This window comes from Streptomyces sp. NPDC059037 (assembly GCF_042740015.1).
Lineage (GTDB): Bacteria > Actinomycetota > Actinomycetes > Streptomycetales > Streptomycetaceae > Streptomyces.
In genome coordinates, this window is the sequence record NZ_JBHYIG010000181.1 from 1 (window position 1) to 20,187 (window position 20,187).

18 protein-coding genes and 1 pseudogene are annotated in these 20,187 nt (G+C 71.8%); 9 read left to right on the forward strand and 10 right to left on the reverse strand.

Annotated elements, in window-relative coordinates:
- From otnK to ACFWY6_RS30120, 5 genes are all read right to left on the reverse strand, one after another.
- Positions 1-906: 3-oxo-tetronate kinase (gene otnK / locus ACFWY6_RS30100; protein ID WP_384696859.1), on the reverse strand; the 906-nt coding region annotated here is incomplete at its 3' end.
- 3 nt (positions 907-909) lie between these two features.
- Complete coding sequence (ltnD, locus tag ACFWY6_RS30105; RefSeq protein ID WP_384696862.1) at positions 910-1,851, reverse strand: L-threonate dehydrogenase; 942 nt, start codon at positions 1,849-1,851, stop codon at positions 910-912.
- Between the two features lie 293 nt (positions 1,852-2,144).
- Positions 2,145-3,317, reverse strand: a complete 1,173-nt coding sequence (locus ACFWY6_RS30110; protein WP_384696864.1) for a ricin-type beta-trefoil lectin domain protein — start codon at positions 3,315-3,317, stop codon at positions 2,145-2,147.
- Positions 3,318-3,416: 99 nt separating this feature from the next.
- Positions 3,417-4,073, reverse strand: a complete 657-nt coding sequence (locus ACFWY6_RS30115) for a hypothetical protein (protein WP_384696866.1) — start codon at positions 4,071-4,073, stop codon at positions 3,417-3,419.
- Between the two features lie 40 nt (positions 4,074-4,113).
- Positions 4,114-5,031: a LysR family transcriptional regulator gene (locus ACFWY6_RS30120; protein ID WP_384696869.1), complete on the reverse strand. Its 918-nt coding sequence runs from the start codon at positions 5,029-5,031 to the stop codon at positions 4,114-4,116.
- Positions 5,032-5,288: 257 nt separating this feature from the next.
- On the opposite strand from ACFWY6_RS30120, the gene ACFWY6_RS30125 reads away from it, so the two are divergent.
- Complete coding sequence (locus ACFWY6_RS30125) at positions 5,289-6,041, forward strand: sulfite exporter TauE/SafE family protein (RefSeq protein ID WP_384696872.1); 753 nt, start codon at positions 5,289-5,291, stop codon at positions 6,039-6,041.
- Positions 6,042-6,066: 25 nt separating this feature from the next.
- On the opposite strand, the gene ACFWY6_RS30130 is transcribed toward ACFWY6_RS30125, so the two are convergent.
- The gene (locus ACFWY6_RS30130) at positions 6,067-6,645 is read right to left on the reverse strand and encodes a helix-turn-helix domain-containing protein (RefSeq protein ID WP_384696875.1); all 579 of its coding nucleotides are present in this window, start codon (positions 6,643-6,645) and stop codon (positions 6,067-6,069) included.
- Between the two features lie 47 nt (positions 6,646-6,692).
- Between ACFWY6_RS30130 and ACFWY6_RS30135 the strand changes: the two genes are divergently transcribed.
- Positions 6,693-7,613, forward strand: coding sequence for a class I SAM-dependent methyltransferase (locus ACFWY6_RS30135; RefSeq protein ID WP_384696877.1), 921 nt, complete (start codon positions 6,693-6,695; stop codon positions 7,611-7,613).
- Between the two features lie 21 nt (positions 7,614-7,634).
- Here ACFWY6_RS30135 and hemC read toward each other — a convergent pair whose 3' ends face one another.
- Positions 7,635-8,570 carry a hydroxymethylbilane synthase gene (hemC, locus tag ACFWY6_RS30140; RefSeq protein WP_360777621.1) on the reverse strand — a complete coding sequence of 312 codons (936 nt, stop codon included), beginning with the start codon at positions 8,568-8,570 and terminating at the stop codon, positions 7,635-7,637.
- Between the two features lie 201 nt (positions 8,571-8,771).
- Between hemC and ACFWY6_RS30145 the strand changes: the two genes are divergently transcribed.
- Positions 8,772-9,248 carry a GNAT family N-acetyltransferase gene (locus ACFWY6_RS30145; RefSeq protein ID WP_384696881.1) on the forward strand — a complete coding sequence of 159 codons (477 nt, stop codon included), beginning with the start codon at positions 8,772-8,774 and terminating at the stop codon, positions 9,246-9,248.
- A 34-nt stretch (positions 9,249-9,282) separates the two neighbouring features.
- Here ACFWY6_RS30145 and ACFWY6_RS30150 read toward each other — a convergent pair whose 3' ends face one another.
- From ACFWY6_RS30150 to ACFWY6_RS30160, 3 genes and pseudogenes are all read right to left on the reverse strand, one after another.
- Complete coding sequence (locus ACFWY6_RS30150; RefSeq protein ID WP_384696884.1) at positions 9,283-10,800, reverse strand: MFS transporter; 1,518 nt, start codon at positions 10,798-10,800, stop codon at positions 9,283-9,285.
- A 230-nt stretch (positions 10,801-11,030) separates the two neighbouring features.
- Positions 11,031-11,775 (reverse strand): annotated as a pseudogene (locus tag ACFWY6_RS30155) (MFS transporter); the annotation flags it as partial.
- A gap of 130 nt (positions 11,776-11,905) precedes the next feature.
- On the reverse strand, positions 11,906-12,319 hold the full coding sequence (locus ACFWY6_RS30160) for a VOC family protein (protein ID WP_384696887.1): 414 nt from the start codon (positions 12,317-12,319) through the stop codon (positions 11,906-11,908).
- A gap of 305 nt (positions 12,320-12,624) precedes the next feature.
- Here ACFWY6_RS30160 and ACFWY6_RS30165 point away from each other — a divergent pair, with 305 nt between their 5' ends.
- The 6 genes from ACFWY6_RS30165 to ACFWY6_RS30190 are packed head-to-tail and all read left to right on the forward strand — an operon-like array spanning position 12,625 to position 20,059.
- Positions 12,625-14,235: an ABC transporter substrate-binding protein gene (locus ACFWY6_RS30165; protein WP_384696889.1), complete on the forward strand. Its 1,611-nt coding sequence runs from the start codon at positions 12,625-12,627 to the stop codon at positions 14,233-14,235.
- A 56-nt stretch (positions 14,236-14,291) separates the two neighbouring features.
- The gene (locus tag ACFWY6_RS30170) at positions 14,292-15,245 is read left to right on the forward strand and encodes an ABC transporter permease (RefSeq protein WP_384696899.1); all 954 of its coding nucleotides are present in this window, start codon (positions 14,292-14,294) and stop codon (positions 15,243-15,245) included.
- Entirely contained in the window at positions 15,242-16,126 is an 885-nt protein-coding gene (locus ACFWY6_RS30175; protein ID WP_384696891.1) for an ABC transporter permease, read from the forward strand. The genes ACFWY6_RS30170 and ACFWY6_RS30175 overlap by 4 nt, the downstream gene beginning before the upstream one ends.
- On the forward strand, positions 16,123-17,148 hold the full coding sequence (locus ACFWY6_RS30180; RefSeq protein WP_384696893.1) for an ABC transporter ATP-binding protein: 1,026 nt from the start codon (positions 16,123-16,125) through the stop codon (positions 17,146-17,148). The genes ACFWY6_RS30175 and ACFWY6_RS30180 overlap by 4 nt, the downstream gene beginning before the upstream one ends.
- The gene (locus ACFWY6_RS30185; RefSeq protein WP_384696902.1) at positions 17,148-18,203 is read left to right on the forward strand and encodes an ABC transporter ATP-binding protein; all 1,056 of its coding nucleotides are present in this window, start codon (positions 17,148-17,150) and stop codon (positions 18,201-18,203) included. The genes ACFWY6_RS30180 and ACFWY6_RS30185 overlap by 1 nt, the downstream gene beginning before the upstream one ends.
- 11 nt (positions 18,204-18,214) lie before the next feature.
- Positions 18,215-20,059 (forward strand): gamma-glutamyltransferase family protein, encoded by a 1,845-nt coding sequence (locus ACFWY6_RS30190; protein ID WP_384696896.1) that lies wholly within the window; start codon positions 18,215-18,217, stop codon positions 20,057-20,059.
- The last annotated feature ends 128 nt before the right edge of the window (positions 20,060-20,187 follow it).

The following is a 20,187-nucleotide window of genomic DNA, read 5'->3' on the forward strand; positions in this document are numbered from 1 at the left end:
CAGGGCGAAGGCCAGGGCCTGGCCGGCCACGTCCTCGCCGGCCGCGATCCGCAGCGGGTCGACGCTGAACGCGGGTCGGCCGCCGCGCAGGAACTCCAGGACCTGACCGTTCGTGGCGGTGGACACCGACCCGGAGACGATGGCCCGATGGCCGCCGGGCGGGGGCAGCCGGGCGGCGGCGGGGGAGGGCTCGAACCCCCAGTTCGCGGGCAGACCGATCGCGAGCCCCGAACCGGCGGTCACCAGCGGCAGCTCCTTGACCGCCGCACCGAGCCGTACGAGATCGTCGTTGGAGACGGCATCGACGATCGCCGCGCCCACGCCCTCCTCGCGCAGCTCGTCGACGCGCTGCCGGATAGCTTCGGCACCGGCGGCGACCACGGTGTGGTCGATGAGCCCGACGGGCCGCGCGCTCTGCGCGCCGAGCACGGACACCAGGTTGGAGTCGGTCATCGGCGTCAGCGGGTGATGCCGCATACCGCTCTCGCTGAGCAGTACGTCGCCGACGAAGAGATGCCCCTTGAAGACGGTGCGTCCGTTGTCGGGGAACGCCGGCGTCGCGATCGTGAAGTCCGTGCCCAGGGCGTCCATCAGGGCCTCGGTGACGGGCCCGATGTTGCCGGCCCGTGTCGAGTCGAAGGTCGAGCAGTACTTGAAGTAGATCTGCTCCGCGCCCGCGGACCGCAGCCAGTCCAGGGCCCGCAGCGAGGCCTCGACGGCGTCGGGCGCCGGGGTGGTCCGCGACTTGAGCGCGATGACGACGGCGTCCGCGTCGACCGGGCCCTCGGTGCCGTCCTGCGGCACGTCGATCAGCTGGACCACGCGCATGCCCGCGCGTACGAGGTTGTTGGCGAGGTCCGTGGCGCCGGTGAAGTCGTCGGCGATGCAGCCGAGTCGGATTCCCATGGGTCAGACCTCTCCCTGCTCGGGCAGCTCAGCCGGACCCTGCTCGGGCAGTTCGATGCCCGGGAAGATCTTGATCACCGCGCTGTCGTCCTCGCCGCCCAGGCCGGAGGCCGACGCCTGCAGGAACATCTGGTGGGCGGTGGCGGCCAGCGGCAGCGGGAACTTCTCCGGCCGGGCCGCGTCGAGCACGAGCCCCAGGTCCTTGACGAAGATGTCGACCGCGGACAGCGGCGTGTAGTCCCCGGCGAGCACGTGCGCCATGCGGTTCTCGAACATCCACGAGTTGCCCGCGCTGTGCGTGATGACCTCGTAGAGCGCAGCGGCTGGCACGCCCGCCTTGATGCCGAGCGCCATCGCCTCGGCCGCTGCGGCGATGTGCACGCCCGCGAGCAGCTGATTGACGATCTTGACCTTGGAGCCGATGCCGGCCTCGTCGCCCAGGCGGTAGACCGTGCCGCTCATGGCCTCCAGCACCGGGTCGGCGATCGCGTACGCGGTGCGGGCGCCCGACGTCATCATGGTGAGGTCGCCGTTCGCGGCCCGCGCGGCGCCGCCCGAGATGGGGGCGTCCAGGTAGAGCACGCCACGCTCGGCGAGGCGCTTCTCCAGCCCGGCGGACCAGTTGGGGTCGGCCGTGGAGCACATGACGTAGACGGAGCCCGGACGCAGCCGCTCGGCCGCGCCGCCGGTGCCGAAGAGGACCGACTCGACCTGCGCCGCGTTGACCACGACGCCGACCAGGACCTCGACCTCGGCCGCCAGCTCACCGGCGGAGGCATGGGCGGTGCCGCCGTCCTCGGCGAAGGCCGCGGCCGCCTCGGGGCGCAGATCGTGGACACCCACGTCGAAGCCCGCGTTGCGCAGGCTGCGTGCCATGCCGAGCCCCATGGCCCCGAGGCCCACCACGCCGACGCGCGGTCGTGCCGGCCTGTCCTGGTCGTTCATTGCCCATCCTCGTCTCGCTGTGCCGGGGTGCGGGCCCGGCTCTCAAATCCGTGCGGCGATCGGGTCATATGATGACCTGCGGACAGTGAAACTTGAACTGTGATGCCGGTCACATGGCCCGGAGCCGGGTGGTGCCGCTCGCGGCGACGTGACGGCTGCGGTATGCGAAAGGCGCCCGACGGGAGGGATTCCCGCCGGACGCCTTCGGTGGATCCACGCTCAAGTGGCCGCCGGCAGAAGCCTCTTGACGCCATGACTCGGCGGGCTGCCGTGGAGCGCGGTGGCTGGGCCGCTCACGGCTTGGCCGGCACCGTCCACTTCTGATGGGAGCCGCCATTGCAGTCCCAGATGACGAGCCGGGTGCCGTCGGAGGTGTCGCCGCCGGGGATGTCGAGGCAGCGGTTGGCGGCGGGGTTGCGCAGGGCGCCGTTCTCGTGGCGCCACTGCTGGTTGGCGCCGCCGTTGCAGGTCCACATGATCGCCGGGGTGCCGTTGGCGTGCGCCCCGTCCTTGACGTCAAGGCACAGGCCCTGGCCCATCAGATGCAGGGCGCCGTCCTTGCCGAGCATCCAGGCCTGGTTGGCCCCGCCGGTGGGGCCGTAGACGATGGCCGGGTCGCCGCCGACATTCCGCGAGCCGTCGACGACCTTGCCGCCGAGACCGGTGATCGGGCCGCGCACCGAATTGCCGACGGCGTTGGTCTGCAGGGTGCCGCCGGACACCTGCTCGACCCGGGTGTAGTCGGCGCAGGTCGCGCTCGTACGCATCGAGGAGACGCTCGCCGTCACCGCCCCGTCGTCGCCCACCGGCAGGCCGAACTTCGCCTGGGAGTACGGCTGGTCGTCGCAAGACGCCTTCGGGTTGTTCCACTCGAAGTACTCGGTCCAGTCGACCATGCCGCTCGGTGAGATCTGCGTCGACCCGGCACGGATGCTGCCCAGCTTGAAGGAGGCGCCGGTGGTCTCATCGGTGACCGTCACGCCGAACCAGCGGTCCCCCTCGTGCGCCACCCGCGTACGGAAGGTGTGCCCCTCCTTCCAGTCGGTCTTCAGTCGGCAGCTCTTGCCCACGCCCTCGCCGCCGAAGTCGACGCAGTAGCTGTCGCCGGTGCCGGGCTTCGCCTCCGTCGCGTCCCACAGCGAGAACAGGAAAGTGCGGGTCTGGCCGGGGCCGTTGGACTGCATCCCGGTGTAGGCGCCGCTGCCCGCGGTGAAGCCGAACTGGTGGCTCCAGAAGATGTTGGAGGCGGGCCCGGCGTCCTTGGTGACGGTCGTGCGGAAGGTGACGCTGTTCAGGCCTCCCGTGCCGGAGGGGAAGTCGTAGTTCGTGTACGAGCCGGGTGTGTCGGACGCCGATGCGCTTCCGGCAGTCGTCATGACCGTCCCGACGGACATCGCCAGAACCGCCGCGCCGGCCAGCGCACCGCAGCGCGCCCGTCGTCTATGGGGAGGGGTGGTTGTCGCCATCGTCAGAGCTCCTTCCGGAGGAGGGGGTGGCGACAAGGAGAGTGCCCGTGCGGCGTCGCGCCGCCCATGGACGGGTGCGCATCGGCACTTGGACTTAGCTCATGCGCCCTGGGCGTTGTACCAGCGCCACTCGGCGAGCCGAGGACGATCGGGCAGGTCGATACGTCCAGTTGCCCACAGCAGGCTGTCCCAGGCGTCGGAGCCGATGACGACGTGCGGGAAGAGCCTCTTCAGGACTCGCGTGCACAACTCCCTTGGCGGCGACCACTCCAGGCCAAGACCCTGAGCGATGTCATGCGTGTGTACGAGGGTCTCGACAACACCCATGGCGGCAAAGCCTTCTGGGCCCGACGGGCCGAAGACGTGGAAGGCGACGGTGGTGGAAGGGGCGGTGCGCAGGACGGACGCCAGCAGACCGCCGCAGGCCTCCAGGACGATCAGGAGACCCGGCGGGCCCGACGCGCGCTCGACGAAGAAGACATTCGCCGGCCCACCGCTCCGGTCGCTGTCCGTCCGGAACGGCAGCACTGCGGACGTCGGCGGCTTCGCGAGCCCGAACCGCGCGGCGTAGGTGAAGAGGTCATCGGCCAGATGCTCGAGCGTCTCCCAGCAGGTCCACTCAAGGGTTCCCGCCTTGGCCTCCCAGCCTTGGGGATCCGCGTCCCTCAGGGTCTGGATGGCCAGAGCCACGATGTGGCGTACGTCGTCCGCGCCGATGGCGGTGGTGGTCGTGTCCGACGTGTCTGCGCTGTGCATGCGGTGGATCGTAACAACGGCGGTTCGCCCGGCTTTTCGGCTATCCGCGGTGGGCGGCCTCGCTCCCGAACGTCTCGTCGCAGTTCTCCTCCACCGTCTCCGCGAAGGCCCTGGCCAGGGGGGACAGCGCATCCCAGCGGCGTACCGCCCAGCCGGTCCACAGCGTGGGGAGTCCGGGGATCGGGATGAGGCGCAGGCCGGGGTGCGCGGGGCCGTGCCAGCCGGGCAGGTCGGGGACGACCGCGTGGCCGAGGCCGAGTTCGGCCAGCAGGATCGCCGTGTCCCAGTCGGCGACGCTCGTGTCGGAGGTGGTCCGGACGCCGCACTGGGCCAGCCAGTGGTCCAGGCGGGAGCGCGACGTCGCGTTCTCGGGCAGGCCGATCAGCCGGATGTCCGCGAGATCCGCCATGTCTATGCGGGACTTGGCGGCCAGCGAGTCGTCGGCGGCGACGGCGAGCACCCAGGGCAGTTCGACGACAGGGCGCTGCTCGATGCCGCGCACGGGTTCCCCGAGCGTGATCCAGGCCAGGTCGAGGCCGCCCGCGAGCAGGGCATCGAAGCAGCTGCGGCTGGAGTGCGCGGTCTGGAACTCCAGGCTGACGTCGGGGTAGTCATGGCGGAAGGCGACCACCGCGGCCGACATGAAGTGGCGCACGGTGGTGGCGCCGGTGGTGACACGGACCGAGCCCGACTCGCCGCGCACCAGCTCGCGCAGCCGCAGCAGCGCGTGGTCGATGTCGCCGAGACCGCCGGCCACCGCGGTGTGCAGGAGGTGTCCGGCCGCGGTGGGTGTGACGCCGCGGGGGCGGCGCTCCAGCAGGGTGATGCCGGTCTCCCGCTCCAGTCGCTTGATGTGCTGGCTCACCGCCGACTGCGTGCAGGACAGGTCGCGGGCCACGGCGCTGAGGCTGCCCGTGTGGCATACGGCGGCGAAGACGCGGAGGTCGTCGAGGGTCATGGAGGGTGAAGCTACAGCTTGGGGATGGGTAAGGAAACCCGAGGATTGACTTGGCCATGGCCGGAGCGAGACGATCTTTGGCGGGCCCAGGGCGGCAACCCGGGTGGGCCCGGGCGTAGTTCCGGACAGCGCCCGGTCCCTCCTGGGTGCCGACCCTCCATCACACGTAACTGATCACTCCCAACACCCAGCACCTGGCAGTGCCTTCGCCGGAGCCTCCGCGCTCCGGCGCTGGGCCGTGCCCGGAAAGGCGAGCAGTGCACGCACTCGAGACAGCGGCCCTGGCGGCCGCGGCCGTTGGGGCGGGCGGCATCAACGCCGTCGTCGGCTCCGGCACCCTGATCACCTTCCCCACCCTCCTCGCCTGCGGCCTGCCGCCCGTCCTTGCCAACGTCTCCAACACCATCGGGCTCGTGCCAGGGGTGATCACCGCCGCGTACGGCTACCGCCGTGAGCTGAAAGGGCAGTTGCCCCGGCTGCTGCGGTGGGGCGGTGCGGCACTCGTCGGCGGGCTGATAGGGGCGGGGCTCCTGCTGCTCCTGCCCGAAGGGACGTTCCAGTCCGTGGTGCCGGTGCTGATCCTGCTGGCCTGCGTCCTCGTCCTGTTCCAGCCGCGCCTGAACCAGTGGCTGCGGCAGCGCCCCGGCCACGACGGAGCGGACCGCCAGGCACCCGTGCTGCTCGGGGTGTTGGGAACGGCGGTCTACGGCGGCTACTTCGGCGCGGCCCAGGGCGTCCTGCTCATGGGCCTGTTCGGCACCTTCGTCCGGGACGACCTGCAGCGGCTCAACGCCGCCAAGAACGTGCTGGCCGCCATCGTCAACGGCGTCGCCGCGATCGTCTTCATCGCGGTGACGGACGTCGACTGGACGGCGGCCGGCGTGATCGCCGTGGGTTCCACCGTCGGCGGACTACTGGGTGCCCGAGTCGGCCGCCGCCTGTCGCCGAACGTCCTGCGCGGAGTGATCGTCGCGGTCGGCGTGATCGCGTCCGTCGCCGTCATCGCGTAGCAACGAGCTTGACCGTGCGCCGAGTTCATCGCGCGGCTCGGCCGCCGTCGGCGAGATGGTTGCGCCGGGCCTCGCGGTCGAAGATGCCGAGGATCTCCGCGGGGCCGCCGACGGCGCCCACGGCGTGCGGAAGCATGGTCGGGAACTCCGCCGCCTGCCGCTCCTCGACCCGCAACCGGCGTTCGCCCAGGAGGAGTTCGACCGTTCCGGACAGCACCGTGAACCACTCACGGCCGGGGTGCGCCTTCAGCGCGGTGGGGCCTTGCGGGGGCGGGTCGGTCAGGCGCATCCGGGCGACCGTGACACCCGGTTCGCCGCGCAGCGTCCAGTGGGTCTGGGAGCGGGACCGGTGGTAGGTGGGGTTCGAGACGACGTCTTCGGCGTCGGTCTCGACGAGCTGGTCGAGCGAGGTGCTCAGGGCGCGGGCGATCGCGGTGAGCTGGTCGAGGGCGATCCTGCGGTGCCCGGTCTCGATCCGGCTGAGGGTCGAAGGGCTGAGGTGGCTGCGTCCTGCCAGGTCGTCGAGCGACCAGCCGTGCGCGGCCCGCAAGGCCCGGATCCGCTTGCGCACGAGGCCGTCCAGATCAGTACCTTCTTGCGTCATGCGCAAGAGTGTATGCGCATGCCGCAACCTGTCGTACGGTCGGGCGCATGGCACACCCCGCATCGCAGCCCCACTCCCACGCCCCGGCCCAGCACGGCAGCGGCCCCCACTCTCACGGCCACGCCCAGGGAGAAGACGGCGCCGGACCGCAGCCGCAGCACAGCCTCGCCGAGATACTCGACCTCGACGCCGCGCTGTTCGCCTCCTACCTCACCGCCGTCACCGGCCGGGTCGCATGCCTGGCCGGGAGCGACGTCACGCACATCGTCGACCTCGGCGCGGGCACCGGCACCGGGACCTTCGCGCTGCTCGACCAGTTCCCCACGGCCCGGGTGACCGCCGTCGACAGCTCGGCCGAGATGCTGGCCGGGCTCACCGAGGCCGCCCGCGCGCGGGGCCTGGGGGATCGCGTGCACACCCTGCGGGCGGACGCCGGTGCGGGTCTGCCCGGCGTCACGGACGCGGACCTCGTCTGGGCCTCGGCCTCGCTGCACCATCTGGACGACCCCGCCGCGGCCCTGGCCGGTATCCGCACCGCGCTGCGCCCCGGCGGTCTGCTGGCCGTCGCCGAACTGGACGGCATGCCGCGCTTCCTGCCCGCCGACGCCGTACCGGACCGTCCCGGCCTGGAGGCCCGCTGCCGCGAGGCACTGGACGCACTCCACGCCGAGCGGGTGCCGCACCTGGGTGCCGACTGGAGAGTGTTGCTCACGGCGGCCGGCCTCACCGTCGAGCAGGAGCGCACCGAGCAGCTGGAGCTGCGCGCGCCTCTGCCCGAAGGCGCGGGCCGTTACGCGTACCTCGCCCTCGGCGGAATCCGCGGTGCGCTCGACGGCCGGATCGACCCCGCGGACCTGGCCGCGTTCGACACGCTGCTCGACGGCGGCCCCCAGGACGTGCGGCACCGCGACGACCTCGTGGTGCGCTCCACGCGTCAGCTCTGGGTGGCCCGCCGCCCCGGTCAGTAGGCGGGCGTCAGCAGGCGGCCGTCAGTGCGCGATCGAGTCGATGAGCTCGCGCGCGCCCTGGCGCAGCAGCGTCACCGCCACGGACGTGCCGAGCGTCGCCGGGTCGAGCCGTCCGGCCCACTCGTGGGCGTTCAGGACCGTCTTGCCGTCAGGGGTGAACACGCTGGCGCGCAGCGACAGGTCGCCGTTCGGCTCGCAGCGGGCGTACCCGGCGATGGGGGAGTTGCAGTGCCCCTGCAGGACGTGCAGGAACATCCGCTCGGCGGTCGCCTCCCGCCATGCGTCGGGGTCGCCGAGGCCGGACACGACGTCGATCGTCTCCGTGTCCTCCTCGCGGCACTGGAGCGCCAGGATCCCGGCGCCGATCGGCGGGCACATCGTCTCCACCGAGAGGACCTCGGTCGCCACGTCCATCCGGTCGATGCGTTCGAGGCCGGACACGGCGAGCAGCAGCGCGTCCGCGTCGCCCGCGGCCAGCTTCTCCATCCGGCGCCCCGCGTTGCCGCGCATCGGAACGCACTCCAACTCCGGGTGGGAAGCCGCGAGTTGGGCGATGCGCCGGACGGAGGACGTGCCGATGCGGGTTCCCGCGGGCAGCTCGTCCAGGGTGAGCCCACCGGGGTGGATGAGCGCGTCACGGATGTCGTCCCGCTTGAGGAAAGCGGCGAACGTGGTGCCCGCGGGCAGCGGCCGGTCCGCGGGCACGTCCTTGACGCAGTGCACCGCGAGGTCCGCCTCACCGGCGAGCAGCGCCGCGTCGACCTCCTTGGTGAACGCGCCCTTGCCGCCGAGCTTCGCGAGGTCCCCCATCCAGCGGTCACCGGACGTCGTGACCGGCACGACTTCGGTACGGATCCCCGGGTGCAGCACGGCCAGTTCGGCGCGGACGCGCTCCACCTGGGCGAGCGCCATGGGCGAGGAACGGGAGACGATGCGGATCAGCTCAGGAGCGGACATGCGTACCACGATAGGCCCTGCCCAACGGCCGCCGGGACAAGGGCTGGTCACGTCGATGCCGGTTCCAGCGCGGCTCCGGCGGTGCCCGAGCCGCCGCCGGCTCGGCATGCGCCGGGCCCGCGGGCCTCATAGCGTGGAAGCAGCCTGCGCCCGGCGTCAGGCCGTCGTGCCGTCCGCGGCGTCAGCCACCTGGGAGGTCCCATGTCCGCCCCCGCCGGTCACCAGCGGTCCCCGATCGTCCTGGAACCGATGGCGCCCACCCATCTGGTCGACGTCCTCACCCTCGGCCGGGAGTTGTACGACACCACGGTGAAGCCCTACACGTCCTGGTCGCTCTCGGCCGTCGCCGGGCACATGGACGCCGACGCCTCGGCCTGCTGGGTGGCGCTCGACGGTGAGCGGCTCGCCGGGTTCGTCCTCGGTTCGCTGGGCTTCGAGCAGCGGGCGGACTGGGGGAACCTGGAGTGGATCGCCAGCGCGCCGGACTATCAGGGGCAGGGCGTCGCCAGCCATCTCGTACAGGCCTGCTGCGCGACGCTGACGGCCGCCGGTGCCACCGCCGTCGTGACCGATGTCGCGGCACGCAACACCGCGTCCGCCGCGCTCATGCGGCGCAACGGTTTCAAGGAGAGCGTGACGGTCACCCTCTTCGTACGTGAGGTCGAATCCCCGCTCTGAGATTCCCCGGCGCGGGCCCTGGCCGTGCGGGACCTCACCCCGCGCAGTCCTTCCCCGGCTCCAACGGCGGTGCGCCGACCCCGAGATGGGACTTGCACCGCGGTGTGTTGCCCGGATCCTCGTGCCAGGCGGCGGGGCTCGGGCGGATGAAGACCGCCGCTGCCGCCGCCGCGAGCACGAAGAGTCCCGCGCAGCCCGCGGCCGCCTTGCCGAACGCGGTGTTGAGCGCGGCCGGATCCGCGTACGCCGTGCCGGACAGGCCGACCGCGAGGGGCAGGGCGGCGACGACGAGCATCTGCGCGACCCGCGCCGCGGTGTTGTTGACGCCGCTGGCAAGCCCCGCGCGGCCCGCGTCCACCGAGGCGAGGACCGTCGCGGTGAGCGGGGCGACGAAGATGCTCATCCCCAGGCCGAGGACGACGACCGCGGGCAGGACCGAGGTGACGTACGAGGCACCCGGCTCGATCCGCAGCATCAGGAGCGCCCCGGCGGCCGCGATGAGCGGGCCCGCGACCAGCGGCAGCGTGGGGCCGACCCGCCGCGAGAGGTCACCTGCGGCCGCCGAGAGCAGCAGCATCAGGACGGTGATGGGCAGTGTCGCCGTGCCCGCCTCCAGGGCGTCGTAGCCCAGCGTCGTCTGCAACTGCACCGGCAGCATGAACAGGAGCCCGCCGATGGCCGCGTACAGACAGAGCGTCATGATGTTCGCCGCGCTGAACAGGCGGGAGCGGAAGAGCGAGAGCGGCAACATGGGGTCCTTGCGGCGGTGTTCGACCAGGACGAAGACGACGCCCGCCACCAGGCCGAGCAGGCCCGGAAGCACGGCCGCCGCCGAGGAGTCTCCCGACGCCCCGATCAGCGAGAAGCTGATGCCCGCGAGGAACAGCGCGGCCAGGCACGCCCCCGTCACGTCGAACGGCTTGTCCGCGGCGCCCTCGTCGCGGCTCTCGGGGACATGGCGTGCCGCGACGAGCACGAGCGCGGCGAGCGGCACATTGATCAGGAAGATCCAGCGCCAGCCGGGCCCGTCGATCAGCCAGCCGCCGAGGAACGGTCCGATGGCCCCCGCGACGCCGCCGAGCCCCGACCACGCGCCCACCGCGCGTGCCTGGTCCTGCGGGCGGAACGACGTACGCACCAGGGCCAGCGAGCCCGGCGTGAGCAGTGCTCCGCCGATGCCCTGGAGAGCGCGGGCCGCGATGAGCATTCCCGCGTTCTGCGCGAGCCCGCACAGCGCCGATGCGAGGGCGAACCACACGATGCCGATGACAAGGGTGCGGCGCCGGCCGATGCGGTCGCCGAGCGCGCCGCCCAGGAGCAGCAGCGACGAGAGGGTGAGCATGTAGGCGTTGACGACCCACTGCAGCGAGGCGATCGAGGTGTCGAGGTCGCGGCCGAGGGTGGGCAGGGCGACGTTGACCACCGTGCCGTCGAGCATCGCCATGCCCGATGCGAGTACGGCGCAGGCGAGCACCCAGCGGCCCCGCGGTGACGCCAGTGCGACACCGCCGTCGGCGCTGTCCGTCGCCGAAGCCTCCGATGTGGACGCCATCGCCTAGTCCTCTCCTCAAGGTGCACCGCGCCGCCGCTCGCCTCGGAAGGGACTGGAGCGCCGCGGCGGTCGAGCACGACCGTAACGACGAGGCCGACGGCGAAGAAGAGAGCCGACCACCAGTACGCGGTCGACTAGCTCTCCATCGCCGCCTGGGCCTCCACGTGAGGCGTCGGGTCCTTGCCCACGAGGTAGTTGGCCGCGGAGCTGGTGGCGAGCGAGAACATCGCGATGCAGAAGAGGCCCGCGGAGACCAGCAGGGTGCCGGGGACGTCGAGTTTCGGCCGGTCGGCGGGCCTGCCGCCGTGCAGCAGCCGGACGCCGCCCGGCATCGCGACCGCCGCGAAGATCAGGTTCTCGTAGAGGCACCAGCGCCAGTCCAGATACTCGGTCAGCGCCCCGCCGAGCAGCAGGCCGACCGCGCCGCCCGCGCCCGCGATGGCGCCGTAGATGCCGAACGCCTTCGCCCGCTCCTTGGGGTCCGTGAACGTCGTGGTGAGCAGGGACAGCGCGGCGGGTGCGAGCAGCGCGCCGAACACGCCCTGGAGCGCGCGGGCCACGACCAGCATGGTGAAGCTCGTCGCCGCGCCGCCGAGGGCCGAGGCCGGCGCGAATCCGGCGAGTCCCGCGAGGAAGACGGCCTTGCGGCCCACCAGGTCGGCGATCCGCCCGCCCAGGAGCAGCAGGCTGCCGAAGGCGAGTGCGTACGCGGTGACGATCCGCCCCCACGCCTGAAGGGCGCGGGAGGTGCCCCCCTCGGTTGCCGTCGCTGAACCCGAGGTCCTGCTGCGCCGATGGCAGGGCGATGTTCACGATCGTGGCGTCGAGGACCACCATGAGCTGGGCGATCCCGACGATTCCCAGGATCAGCCGGCGGTGCTCGTGCCGTCCGCCGCTGATGTGGGGCGTGGAGTCGGGTGGTGATCCTGCCGACTGTGTGGTCTCGAAGGGTTCCGGCAGGGGCGAGCGGTCCATCGGTTGCCTCCAGACGCCCCCGTCACACAAGGCACCCCCGTCACACGGTAGGCGTGCTGGTGCGGGCCCGCGACCTGGGCGTGCGGGTGCGGCGGCGGGGTCGGCCCCGCCGCCGCTCGCGCTCTGTCGTTCAGCTCGTCGGCTCGCTGATGTTGACCATCCAGGGGATGCCGAACCGGTCCGTACACATGCCGAATACGTCGCCCCACATCTGCTTCTCCATCGGCACGGCCACCGTGCCGCCGGCGGAGAGCTTGTCCCAGTAGCCGCGCAGCTCGGTCTCGTCGTCGCCGCTGAGGCTCACCGAGAAGTTGGTGCCCGGGTTGTGCTGCATGCCGGGCGGGGTGTCGGCGGCCATCAGGGTGAAGCCGTTGGGCGCCTCCAGCATGGCGTGCATGATCTGCTCGGCGTGCGGGGTGCCCTGCTGGCCGGATTCGCCGAAGGTGTTGAGCGAAAGGTCGCCGCCGAAGACCTCCTTGTAGAACTCCATCGCCTGGCGGGCATCGCCGTCGAAGCTGATGTACGGGTTGAGGCGCGAGGCCATGAAAACCTCCCAGAACGGGGTGAACGGTCAGTTGCGCGGAGAGTAGCGCGGCGCACTGACAACGGCCCGCCGGGAGCGACGGGGCGCGGATCCGGCAGGGGGCGGGGCACGGATCGGGCAGGGATCCGGCAGCGATCCGGCAGCGATCCGGAACGGATTGTCGCGTTCGGTCATTCAATCTTCATCAAATCTGGGCCGTCATCCGAGCGGGCCTCTTGTGTGCGGACTGTATGCGAAATACGTTCTGCGGTATTCCTTGATCGTCCGCGATCAGCCCGGAACCACCCTGGCGGAGGTACCCACCCGTGCGCCGAAAAGCGGTTGCCCTTGCGGCAGTTGCCCTGGTGATGTCCCTGACGGCGGGCTGCGGCTCCTTGCAGTCCTCGGCCACCGAGGTCGGCGGTGAGCGCATGACCGACGACCGTCCCGTGCGCGACGGCGGCACCCTCACCGTCGCCCTCAACGCCGACCCGGACAAGCTCGATCCGACCCTCGCGCAGACCCTCGTGGGCCGCACCGTCTTCGCCGGAATGTGCGAGAAGCTCTACGACATCGACGAGCACGGGACCGTGATCCCGCAGCTCGCCGCCGGCCTGCCCAAGACGTCGAAGGACGGCCGCACCGTCACCTTCGGCCTGCGCAAGGGCCTGAAATTCAGCGACGGCACGCGCCTCGACGCGAACGCCGCCGTCACCTCGCTGCTGCGCCACCGCGACCTCGCAGGCTCGGCGCGCGCCACCGAACTCGCCCCGCTCGCACGGGCGGAGGCGACCGGGACGTACACGGTGAAGCTCACGCTCAAGCAGGCCTACGTCCCGCTCACCGCCGTCCTCGCGGACCGCTCCGGCATGGTGATGTCGCCCACCGCGCTCAAGAAGTACGGCAAGAACTTCACCAACCACCCGTCCTGCGTAGGCCCGTTCAAGTACGTCGAGCGGGTCGGCGGCGACCGCATCGTGCTCGCCAAGGACCCGAACTACTACGCGGCCGACCGGGTCCACCTCGACAAGGTGATCTACAAGCCGATACCCGACGGCAACGTCCGCCTGGCCAATCTGCGGTCCGGCGACATCCAGGTCGGCGACCAGATGACACCCGTCGACGTACGCAGTGCGCTGACCGAGCCCGGTCTCCAGCTCTTCAACTCGCCCTCGCTCGGCTACCAGGGCATCGGCCTCAACGTGGGAAACGTCAAGGGGCTCGGGGAGAAGCCGGGGCGCATCGACACACCCCTCGCGCGCGAGCCGAAGGTCCGTGAGGCCTTCGAGCTGGCCATCGACCGCGAGTTGATCAACAAGGTCGTCTTCCAGGGCATGTACGAACCCGCCTGCGGCCCCGTCTCGCCCGAGTCGGCCATCGCACCCGGCGTCAAGGCGTCCGCCTGCCCCGAGCGGGACGTCGCCAAGGCCAGGCGGCTGCTCGACGAGGCCGGGGTGAAGACCCCGGTCCGCATCGAGTTGAAGGTGTCCACGACGCCCGAACACAGCCGCCTCGGACAGGTCTTGCAGGCCATGACCAAGGAAGCGGGTTTCGCCGTCACGCTGCGTCCGACCGAGTACGCCACGATGCTGGAAGAGACCGACTCCGGGGACTACGACGCCTTCACCAGTGGCTGGTCGGGGCGGCTCGACCCGGACGGCAACATCGCCAGTTTCCTGCAGACACGCGGCGCGATGAACGCCTACGGGCTCTCCGACCCGGCCATCGACCGACTGGTCGAACGCGGCCGCGCCGAGGCCGACCCGGACGAACGCGCCCGGATATACGAGGAGTTGACCGAGCTCGCCACTGAGCGGCGCGGACTCGTCTACCTCTACCGGCAGAAGAACTACGTCGTCACCCGCAAGGACGTCGCGGGCGTCCGCGTCTACGGAGACGGCCTGGTCCGCGTCACGACTGCGGGGTACACCCGATGAGCCTGATCCCGCTGCGCCTGGCTTCGGTCCGCCCGAGGCCGGTGCGTCTGAGCCCCATGACGTCCTACCTGGTCACCCGGATCCGGCAGTCCCTCATCACACTCGTCCTGGTCAGCATGGTCGTCTTCGCCGGCATCCGCGCACTGCCCGGCGACCCGGCGCTCGCGCTCGCCGGCGAGGAGCGCAGCCCCAAGGCGCTCGCCGCGATCCGGGAGAGCTACGGCCTCGACGACAACATCGTCGTCCAGTACGGGCGGTTCATCGGACACGCCGTCACCGGCGACCTCGGGACCTCGTCGCGCACCGGCCTGCCCGTCGCCGACGCGATCACCGCGGCGCTGCCCATCACCCTCGAACTAGCCGCGCTTTCCCTGCTGTTGGCGGTCACGCTCGGCATCGGGGCGGGCGTCGTCGCCGCGGTGCGGCGCGGCAGGCCCGAGGAGTGGCTGGCCAACGCCCTTGCCCTGCTGGGGCTCTCCGTCCCCACCTTCTGGCTCGGCATCGTCCTGGTCCTCGGGTTCGCCATCGCCCTGCCGGTCTTCTCGGCCTCCGGATACGTCCCGTTCACCACCGACCCGCTCGACAACCTGCGCCGCATGGTGCTCCCCGCGATCGTCCTCGGATCGGGTCTCGCGGCCGTCGTGATGCGCCAGACGCGGGCGGCGATGCTCGACGCGCTCTCCGCCGACTATGTACGCACCGCACGCGCCAAGGGCCTCTCCCGGCGCGAGGTCATCGGCGGGCACGCACTGCGCAACTCCCTGGTGACGGTGGTGACCGTGCTCGGCCTCCAGCTCGGCCATCTCATCTCGGGCGCCGTCGTCACCGAGCAGATCTTCGTCCTGCCCGGCTTCGGCAAGCTCACCATCGACGCCGTCTTCACCCGCGACTACGCGACCCTGCAAGGCGTGGTGCTCTGCACATCCGCCGCGTACATCCTCATCAACCTGCTGGTCGACGTGGCGTATTCGGTCATCGACCCGCGCATCCGGCTCGGAGGTGCCCGGTGACGACAGCGGTGCTCACCACGCTCGGGCGGATACGTTCCGCGAGCGCGCGCAGCGGCAAGCTGCGCGCCCTGCGCAAGAACCGGCTCGCCATGACCGGCGGCGTCATCGCCGCAGTCTTCGTCCTCGCGGCGCTCTTCGCGCCGCTCATCGCGCCGTACGACCCTGCGCGCCCCGACTTCGCGGGCGCCCTTGCGGCGCCCGGCTGGTCGCACTGGCTCGGCACCGACGACCTCGGCCGCGACCAGCTCTCCCGCGTCGTGTACGGGGCGCGGGCGTCCATGCAGGTGGGCGTGTTGGCGGTGGCCCTCGCGTTCGTGGTCGGCGTACCGCTGGGTCTGCTCGCCGGCTACTACGGCAAGTTCACCGACAGCGTCGTCTCGCGGCTCACCGACACGATGCTGGCCTTCCCCTTTCTGGTGCTCGCGGTCGGACTCGCCGCGGTGCTCGGCCCCTCGCTCACCAACGCGACCATCGCGATCGGCATCTCGCAGATCCCGGCCGTCATCCGCATCACCCGCGCCGAGACCTTGCGGCTGCGGCACGTCGACTATGTGGCGGCGGCCGTCGCCAACGGAGGCGGCGACGCCACCGTGCTCTTCCGGCACATCCTGCCCAACGCCACCTCCGCGCTGACCGTCCAGGCCACCGTCGGCATCCCCGCCGCGATCATCGGCGAGGCGCTGCTCAGCTTCCTGGGCCTCGGTGTGCAGCCACCGGACGCGTCGCTCGGCGTGATGCTCTCCGGCGCCCAGTCCTTCCTCGCGCCCGCGCCATGGATGGCGGTCTTCCCCGGACTCGCCGTCGTCGCGGCGACGTTGGCGTTCAATCTGCTCGGCGACGGCCTGCGGGACGTCCTCGACCCCCGAGGAGCCACCCGATGACCGACCCGGTACTGAGCGTGCGCGATCTGTCGGTCTCCTTCCGCTCCGACACCCGCACCGTGCACGCCGTCGACCATCTCTCGTACGACGTCGCACCGGGCGAAGTGCTCGCGGTCGTCGGCGAGTCGGGGTGCGGCAAGTCCGTCACGGCGATGGCCGTGATGGGGCTCCTGCCGCCCACCGCGCGCGTCGACGGGTCGATCAGACTCGGCGGCACCGAGATCGCCGGAGCGAGCGAGAAAGAACTCGGGCGGGTCCGCGGCAAGGACATCGCGATGATCTTCCAGGAGCCGATGACCTCGCTGAACCCGGTCCTGACCATCGGCCGGCAGATCGGCGAGGTGCTCCGGCGCCACCAGGGCCTGTCGAAGAAGGAGGCACGCCCGCGCGTCGTCGAACTCCTCGACCTGGTGGGCATCCCGGCTCCCGCCCAGCGCGCCGACGAGTACCCGCACCAGCTCAGCGGCGGCATGCGGCAACGCGTCATGATCGCCATCGCGGTCGCCTGCGACCCGTCCGTACTGATCGCCGACGAGCCGACCACCGCGCTCGACGTCACCGTCCAGGCGGGCATCCTCGAAGTCCTGCAGTCCCTGCGGGAACGGCTCGGCACCGCGATCGTGCTGATCACCCACGACCTGGGCGTGGTGGCCGACACCGCCGACCGGGTCCTGGTCATGTACGCGGGCCGCCCCGTCGAACAGGCCCCGGTGGACGAGCTGTTCGCCGAGCCGCGCCACCCGTACACCCGCGGTCTGCTCGGCGCGGTCCTGCGCCCGGGCGGCGAGGGCAAGCGGCGGCTGCCCGAGATCCCCGGCCTGGTGCCGAGCCTCGACGCACAGCCCGACGCCTGCACCTTCGCCCCGCGCTGTGCGTACGCCGACGACCGGTGCACGACGGGTCGCCCCGCCTTCAAGGCGGTCTCCCCGCACGCCGGAGCCGATGCCGCGCACCGGGCGGCCTGCTGGCACCCGCAGGACGCCCCCGCGCTCACGCCCACCACTCAGGAGGCCGGCCAGTGATCCCCACCCAGACGCGCGACAGCGACGCGCCGCCGGTGCTTGAACTGCGCGACCTGGAACGGCACTTCGCGGGACGCGGCGGCATCGTGCGCGCCGCCGACGGCGTGACGCTCACCGTCGGCAAAGGCGAAGTCGTGGGACTCGTAGGGGAGTCGGGGAGCGGCAAGTCGACGGTGGGCCGGTGCGCCGTACGCCTCGACGAGCCCACCGGCGGAACGGTCCGCATCAACGGGACCGACGTGACCCGCCTCTCGCGGCGCGCCCTGCGGCCCCTGCGCAAGGACTTCCACCTCGTCTTCCAGGACCCCTCCTCCTCGCTCGACCCCCGTATGACCGTCGGGCAGATCATCGCGGAACCCCTGCGTCTGCACGGCATCGCCAAGGGCGACGCGGCACGCGCGCGTGTCGCCGAACTCCTCGGCCAGGTCGGCCTGCGCCCCGAGCACGCCGACCGGCATCCGCACGAACTCTCCGGCGGGCAGCGGCAACGCATCTCCATCGCCCGCGCGCTCTCCGTCGACCCCGATCTCCTGGTGGCCGACGAACCCACGTCCGCCCTCGACGTCTCCGTCCAGGCCTCCGTCCTCAACCTCCTCGCCGACCTGCAGCGGGACCGCGGCTTCGGGTGTCTGTTCATCACCCACGACCTGGCCGCCGTGGAGTTCCTCGCCGACCGCATCGCGGTCATGTACCTCGGCCAGATCGTCGAACAGGCCCCGACCGCCGAGCTGTTCGCCGACCCCAAGCACCCCTACACGCAGGCGCTCCTTTCCGCCGCGCCCGTGCCCGACCCGGCACTCCAGCGCACCCGCGAACGCATCGTCCTCAGCGGCGAACTGCCGAGCCCCCTCTCCCCGCCGCCGGGCTGCCGCTTCCACACGCGCTGCCCACTGGCCGTCGACCGCTGCCGCGTCGAGGTCCCCGAACTGCGTGAACTCCCGGGAGACGGCCGCCGCCAGGTCTCCTGCCACCTCGTCGCCGACGACGGCACGGCGCCGGACGCGGCCGCCGCCCAGACCCTCCGTACGATCCCCGGTACCCGCACCGCACGCTAGGAGCAGCCCTCTTGTTCACCACCCGGCCGACCCTCCAAGGCACCTTCGGCATGGTGTCCTCCACCCACTGGCTCGCCTCCCAGTCCGCGATGGCCGTCCTGGAGGACGGCGGCAACGCCTACGACGCCGCCGTCGCCGCGGGCTTCGTCCTGCATGTCGTCGAGCCGCACCTCAACGGCCCGGCGGGCGAGGTGCCGATCATCCTGGCGCCCGCCGGGGGAGAGGTGCGGGTCCTGTGCGGGCAGGGCGTCGCGCCCGCCGGAGCGACCGTCGAGCACTACCGCTCGCTCGGCCTGGAACTCGTACCGGGCACGGGCCCCCTGGCCGCCGCCGTGCCGGGAGCCTTCGACGCGTGGATGGTGCTCCTGCGCGACCACGGCACCAAGTCCCTCGCCGAAGTCCTCAAGTACGCCATCGGGTACGCCGATGACGGGCACGCGCCCGTGGAGCGCGTCGGCGAGACCGTCGAGACGGTGCGCGAGCTCTTCGAGACGGAATGGCCCGCGTCGGCCGACGTCTACCTGCCGGGTGGCCACGCCCCGCGGCCCGGCGAACTCCTGCGCAACCCCGCGCTCGCCGCGACCTGGCGCCGTCTGATCGAGGAAGCGGGCGACGGCTCGCGCACCGAGCAGATCGAGGCCGCGCGGAAGATCTGGAGCGAAGGGTTCATCGGCCAGGCGCTGATCCGCCAGGCGGCCCGCCCCACGATGGACACCAGCGGATCCCGGCACACCGGAACGCTGACGGCCGCCGACCTCGCCGGTTGGGAAGCGACGTACGAGGCCCCGGCGACGTACGACTGGAACGGCTGGACGCTGTGCAAGGCGGCCGGCTGGAGCCAGGGCCCGGCCTTCCTCCAGCAGTTGGCGCTGCTCCCCACCGAGCGCGCGGACCTGCCCGCGTACGGCTCGGCCGACTACGTCCATCTGCTCATCGAGGGCTGCAAGCTCGCCATGGCCGACCGCGAGGCCTGGTACGGCGACGCGGACGGCCCCGACACGGTCCCGGTCGCCGATCTGCTGTCGCCCGCCTACAACGAGGAGCGCCGCACGCTCATCGGCGACAAGGCGTCGCTTGAACTGCGCCCCGGAAGCCCCGGCGGCCGCACCGCCAAGATCTCGGCCCACGCGCGCGCCGTGGCCGAGGGAAGGGAGGGCTTCGACGCGCTTGGCCTTTCCGGAGCGGGCGCCGGTGAGCCGACCGTCGCCTCGCCCCCGCAGGGCGAACCGGACGTCTCGGCGGACGGCGCCACCCGCGGCGACACCTGCCACCTGGACATCGTCGACCGCTGGGGCAACATGGTCGCGGCCACGCCGAGCGGCGGCTGGCTGCAGTCCAACCCGGTCGTCCCCGAACTGGGCTTCCCGCTCGGCACCCGCCTCCAGATGGCGTGGCTGGAGGCGGGCCTGCCCAACTCCCTTACGCCGGGCCGCCGTCCGCGCACCACCCTGACACCGTCCCTCGCACTCAAGGACGGCGTACCGGTCATGGCCTTCGGCACACCGGGCGGCGACCAGCAGGACCAGTGGCAGGTGCACTTCTTCCTTGCGGTGGCGCTGCGCGATTCCGTACGCGGCGGCCTCGACCTCCAGGGCGCCATCGACGCCCCCAACTGGCACAACGACAGCTTCCCCGGCTCCTTCTACCCGCGCGGCATGCGCCCGGGAAGCGTCACGGTCGAGTCCCGCATGGACGAGGCGGTCATCGAGGAGCTGCGCCGGCGCGGCCACGACGTGACGGTCGGCGAGCCCTGGTCGGAGGGGCGGCTGTGCGCGGTGGCGCGGGATCCGCGGACCGGGGTGCTCTCGGCGGCGGCGAATCCGCGGGGGATGCAGGGGTACGCGGTGGGGCGGTAAGGAGCGCCCCGGAGGGGCGCGGGGAACTGCGCGAGGACGGACCACGACCCGCGCTCGGCAACGGCGCCTACCCGGCAGACGCCGATCCGAGGACCTCTGCGGCACGGCCCGGGTACCCGCCGCGCCCC

Excerpts from the sequence above, each read along its gene's own strand:
- ACFWY6_RS30120 (WP_384696869.1), bottom strand. The coding sequence starts at position 5,031 with ATGACCCTCGACGACCTCCGCGTCTTCGCCGCCGTATGCCACACGGGC.
- ACFWY6_RS30180 (WP_384696893.1), top strand. The coding sequence starts at position 16,123 with ATGACCGACCCGGTACTGAGCGTGCGCGATCTGTCGGTCTCCTTCCGC.
- ACFWY6_RS30150 (WP_384696884.1), bottom strand. The coding sequence starts at position 10,800 with ATGGCGTCCACATCGGAGGCTTCGGCGACGGACAGCGCCGACGGCGGT.
- ACFWY6_RS30170 (WP_384696899.1), top strand. The coding sequence starts at position 14,292 with ATGACGTCCTACCTGGTCACCCGGATCCGGCAGTCCCTCATCACACTC.
- ACFWY6_RS30160 (WP_384696887.1), bottom strand. The coding sequence starts at position 12,319 with ATGGCCTCGCGCCTCAACCCGTACATCAGCTTCGACGGCGATGCCCGC.
- ACFWY6_RS30135 (WP_384696877.1), top strand. The coding sequence starts at position 6,693 with ATGGCACACCCCGCATCGCAGCCCCACTCCCACGCCCCGGCCCAGCAC.
- hemC (WP_360777621.1), bottom strand. The coding sequence starts at position 8,570 with ATGTCCGCTCCTGAGCTGATCCGCATCGTCTCCCGTTCCTCGCCCATG.
- ACFWY6_RS30115 (WP_384696866.1), bottom strand. The coding sequence starts at position 4,073 with ATGCACAGCGCAGACACGTCGGACACGACCACCACCGCCATCGGCGCG.
- ACFWY6_RS30145 (WP_384696881.1), top strand. The coding sequence starts at position 8,772 with ATGTCCGCCCCCGCCGGTCACCAGCGGTCCCCGATCGTCCTGGAACCG.
- ACFWY6_RS30110 (WP_384696864.1), bottom strand. The coding sequence starts at position 3,317 with ATGGCGACAACCACCCCTCCCCATAGACGACGGGCGCGCTGCGGTGCG.
- ltnD (WP_384696862.1), bottom strand. The coding sequence starts at position 1,851 with ATGAACGACCAGGACAGGCCGGCACGACCGCGCGTCGGCGTGGTGGGC.
- ACFWY6_RS30130 (WP_384696875.1), bottom strand. The coding sequence starts at position 6,645 with ATGACGCAAGAAGGTACTGATCTGGACGGCCTCGTGCGCAAGCGGATC.